The sequence below is a fragment of the Mesorhizobium sp. M7A.F.Ca.CA.003.01.2.1 genome, from assembly GCF_003998945.1.
Classification (GTDB): Bacteria; Pseudomonadota; Alphaproteobacteria; order Rhizobiales; family Rhizobiaceae; genus Mesorhizobium; species Mesorhizobium ciceri.
This window is the reverse complement of sequence record NZ_RZRA01000498.1, coordinates 1-4,134: the sequence shown is the minus strand read 5'-3', so window position 1 is coordinate 4,134 and position 4,134 is coordinate 1. Positions and strand designations below refer to the sequence as shown.

4 protein-coding genes are annotated in these 4,134 nt (G+C 65.0%); all 4 read right to left on the bottom strand.

From position 1 onward, the window contains the following. Nucleotides 1-314: 314 nt before the first annotated feature. On the bottom strand, nucleotides 315-1,073 hold the full coding sequence (locus EN969_RS19655; protein WP_027162942.1) for a 5'/3'-nucleotidase SurE: 759 nt from the start codon (nucleotides 1,071-1,073) through the stop codon (nucleotides 315-317). Further along, entirely contained in the window at nucleotides 1,070-2,236 is a 1,167-nt protein-coding gene (locus tag EN969_RS19650; RefSeq protein ID WP_063169126.1) for an MBL fold metallo-hydrolase, read from the bottom strand. Before EN969_RS19650 ends, EN969_RS19655 begins: the two co-directional genes overlap by 4 nt. Continuing rightward, on the bottom strand, nucleotides 2,236-3,315 hold the full coding sequence (locus tag EN969_RS19645) for an ABC transporter ATP-binding protein (RefSeq protein ID WP_127419322.1): 1,080 nt from the start codon (nucleotides 3,313-3,315) through the stop codon (nucleotides 2,236-2,238). The genes EN969_RS19650 and EN969_RS19645 overlap by 1 nt, the downstream gene beginning before the upstream one ends. Beyond that, nucleotides 3,303-4,134: ABC transporter permease subunit (locus EN969_RS19640; RefSeq protein WP_164758356.1), on the bottom strand; the 832-nt coding region annotated here is incomplete at its 5' end. The genes EN969_RS19645 and EN969_RS19640, both read right to left, overlap by 13 nt.

Below are 4,134 nucleotides of genomic sequence, written 5' to 3'. Positions count from 1 at the left end.
TCCGGCGGCTTTGGAGCAGGTTTCGGCTTGGGCTTCTCGGGCGGCGGCACGATCGCGACATTGACGGGCTGTTCCTGCTGAACCGGCTGCTGCTCGGGTCTCGGCAGGCCATAGATCAGAAACGCCGCGATGAGCGCATGCAGGATCAGCGATGCGGGCAAAGCCCACAGCAAATGCCGCCGCCGTTCTCCTGTTTCGCCCTTCATCCGCACCGATGTGGAATGAAATAGCGGCGGCTTCAAGCATAGGTAGTGGATTGGCTTGATTTAACCGCTGACAGGTTGGTGATCGGATGACGACGCGCAGACCTCAGGTCAGCCAGTTTGCCGCTGGCGCGGGATCCCGTCCAGAAACCGTTCGTCCAGCCGCGTCTCGCCAAGCCAGTTCAGCCGGTTGATGCTGATGAAGCCGGCATCGATCGCGTCGTTCTCGTCGCCCGGCTGGCTGTCGTGAGCCCGCCCGCGCGGCACGGTGATGACCGTGCGGTCGCCGTCGCTCTCCACGATCTCGGCCTTGCGGGCGATCTTGTCGCGACCGATGCGCGGCTGGCGGATTTCGGCCGGCAGCGAGGTCGGCAGGTTGATGCTCAGCCAATGACCCTCAGCGGCCCAGTCGGCGCGCGATTGCCACAGGGACACGATCAGCGCGCCAAGCCATTGGTCGTCGCCATCGGTGAAATCAGGATTTTTCACGCGTGAGAAGCCAATGGCCGGAACGCCCCAGAAAGTGGCCTCCCGCGCAATGCCGAGCGTGCCGGAATAGGCAAGGTCCTCGGCAACGTTGCGGCCATCGTTGACACCCGACAGCACCAGATCTGGCTTCTTCGTATCGGCGAACAACCAGGTCATGGCGCTTACCACGCAATCGGCCGGGGTGCCGGAACAGGCGTACCAGTTCGGTTTGAGGCGCCGCATGGTCAACGGCCTGGCAATCGTCAATGACGAGCCGGCGGCGGTGCGCTTGCCGTCGGGCGCGACCACCCAGACATCGCCGCTCAACGCGCTGGCGGCCGCGACCAGACGGGCAAGCCCCGGCGCTTCGATGCCGTCATCGTTGCAGATCAGAATTCTCATCGTTTTCTTGCCTCCGACACCACTATGCGCTGGCCGGTGCGGCATTGCGTGCGCAGCGAGGGGATGTGGGATTGCAGGTCGCCGAGAAGATCCGGCGTGCAGGAATGGCCGAGTGCCGCGGGACGGCCGGCCTTCTCCCAGATATCGACATTGCCCGACAGCGTCGGATGGGTCGGCATGCGTACCCAGTCCGCCCGACCGGCCTTGTGCAACACATCGCCCGGCGAACCTGACGGCAGATGCCCGGTAAGCAGCACCGGAAAACCGGAATGGTCGGCACGCGGCAAGAGGCGCGACGATGGGCCGGCTTCACCCATGCCGTCATCCGCCAGCAGCGGCATGGACGGCAGGGGATCGGCATCGGTCCAGTCGGCTGCGTCTTGCAGGCGGCGGCGCAGCAACGTTGAAACGCCCGGCAACAGGGCTGCCGTGGCGCCGATCTGCGCTTCCAGGGACGAGCGCATGCCGGCATGGATGGCGAACGGCCCTGGCAAGGCCGCGATCAGCTCCAGCGACCGACCCGAGAGCGGCGTCGGCAAAAGACACCCGCCCGAATGCCTCGCAACCCATTGCGAGATTTCGCGCGCACGCGCCGCCCCCGGCACCGGATCGGCGCCGTAGGAAGCATCGAGGACAAGCAGGTCGCAGTGCGGGATCGTGTCCATGACGAAGACATTGCTGTCCGGCACCACATCGGCGGAATAGGCGACGCGGCTCTCGCCATCGTCCACGGCAAACCAGACGCCGCCCACGACATGCCCGGAGCGTCCCGTCCGGATCGTGAAATTGCCGCTGTTCAACGTGTCGCCGGGTTCGAACAATTCGAGGCGATCTTCGGGAAAAGGGAACCGCCTGAAATCCTCGGGCTCAGCATAGCCGGCGAGCGTGGCAGGCGCCTCGTCGCGGGTCTCGGCGGTCATGAAGATCGGACCGGCATAACCGCGCGACAGCAGCCAGCTCAGCGCGCCGATATGATCCTCATGCGCATGCGAGACGAACAGCGCATCGATGTCGGCGACCGAGCCGTTCAGCGCCGGATAGTAGTCCGCCCCCGAGGCGCCGACCTTGATGCCGACGTCGAGCAGGATGCGATCCTTGCCGCTGCAGACAGCAAGGCTGGTGCGGCCCTTTTCGCCAAAGCCGCCGAGCAGGTCGAGCATCATCACGATGCCGCCCCCGCCGCCGGGATCAGCCAGCCGGAGCGTATCCGCAGGCGTGCCTGGGCTCCGCTCTCCAGCGCGACTGGATCGGGCTGTTCGAAATGCAAGGTGAGGTCGGGATTGGTCGAAGGCGTGAATTCGATGCGCGCCGAGCCACCCTGGTAGATCACCCGCTTGACCAGACCATCGAAGCCGGGACCGTCCGGCGACACGTCGAGATCGGCCGACCGGCAGCAGACCTTTGCCCCGGTTCGCGGCCGCTCGCCTGGCCGGCAGCGGACAACCAGTTCCGCGCCGAGAACGCGGACCTTGCAGTGCCCTCTTTCTTCCGCGCTCAACACATCCGCAGGCAGCAAAATGCCCTGCGAAATGAAGGAAGCCACCATTTCATTTGCCGGCTCATGATAGAGTTCGCGTGGCGTCGCCAGCTGGGCAAGACGCCCGCCATCCATCACCGCGATCCGATCGGCCAGCGCCATCGCCTCGGCCTGGTCATGGGTGATGTAGACGATCGTCGTGCCCGTGCGCTTGTGGAAGGACGCGAACTCGACCTCCATCGAAGCCCTCAGATGCACGTCGAGATTGGCCAGCGGCTCGTCGAACAGAACCAACGAGGGCGCGGCGACAAGGCAGCGCGCCAATGCCACGCGCTGGCGTTGGCCGCCGGACAGATTGGCCGGCCGACGCTCGCCCAGCCCTTGCAGATTGACCAGGGCGAGTGCGTCTTCAACCTTCTGGCGCGCGACGGCCTTGTCGAGCTGCGCCACCTTCAGCGAATAGCCGATGTTTTCGGCGACCGTCATGTGCGGCCACAGCGCGTAGTTCTGGAAGACGATGCCGACGCGCCGCTTTTCCGGCGCGACGCTGCCGCCCTTGCCCGACACGACCTCGCTGCCGATACGGATCTCGCCTGACGTCACCTTCTCGAATCCGGCAACGAGCCGCAGCAGCGTGGTCTTGCCGCAGCCGGACGGCCCGAGCACTGCCAGGAACTCGCCGTCGCCGACATCGATCGATACGTCCTTGACGGCATCGAAATTGGCGAAGCTCTTGGTCACATTGTCCAGGCTCAATCGCGCCATGGCAGCACTCCGGTCGGAAGGTAGGGGGCAAGCAGATTGGTCACCAGCATCAACAGGAAAGTGACCGCCACAGTGATGACGGACATCGCCGCCGCATAGTTGGAATCGCCGCCCTGCTCGAAGGAAAACATCACGACACCGATCGTCTCCGACCCGGACGACCACAGCAGCGCCGAGACGGTAAGTTCGCTGAGCGCCGTCATGAAGATCAGTAGTCCGCCGGCGATCGCCGCCGGTGCCACCAGGGGAAAGATGATCGTGCGCATGCGCGTGAACAGCCCGGCGCCCGCTACTTGCGCCGCCTCCTCCAGCGCCCGGTCGATCTGGTGATAGCCGCTGATGGTCGGCCGCAGCGCCAGCACCAGGAAACGGGCGAGATAGGCGTAGAGGATGATCCAGACGGTGTTGTAGAGCTGGATGCCGGTGAGCGGGATCGGCCGCAGGAACATGAGCAGCGAGGCGATCGCCAGCACCACGCCGGGCAAAGCATAGGGCAGCTCGACCGACAGATTGAGCAGCCGCACCCAGCGCTGCTTGCCCCATGCGATCAGATAGCCGATCGGCACTGCGACCAGGACCGCGAAGAAGGCCGCCGCGATCGACAGCCAGAAGCTGTTGAAGAAGGCGCGGCTGGCCGCGTCATGCTCGAACAGCACGAAGCGATAATTGTCGAGCGTTGCCGTCTTGGCGGTGAGCGCGATGCCGTAGCCCGGCACCAGCGATGTCAGAACCAGCCCGAACAGCGGCAGGAACAGCACCACGATGATCAGCAGCCACATGCCGGCCTGGACCGTAGGCCGCCAGCGACCGAGTTCATAG

Coding starts and splice junctions, on each gene's coding strand:
- EN969_RS19645 (WP_127419322.1), bottom strand. CDS start 3,315: ATGGCGCGATTGAGCCTGGACAATGTGACCAAGAGCTTCGCCAATTTC.
- EN969_RS19650 (WP_063169126.1), bottom strand. CDS start 2,236: ATGATGCTCGACCTGCTCGGCGGCTTTGGCGAAAAGGGCCGCACCAGC.
- EN969_RS19655 (WP_027162942.1), bottom strand. CDS start 1,073: ATGAGAATTCTGATCTGCAACGATGACGGCATCGAAGCGCCGGGGCTT.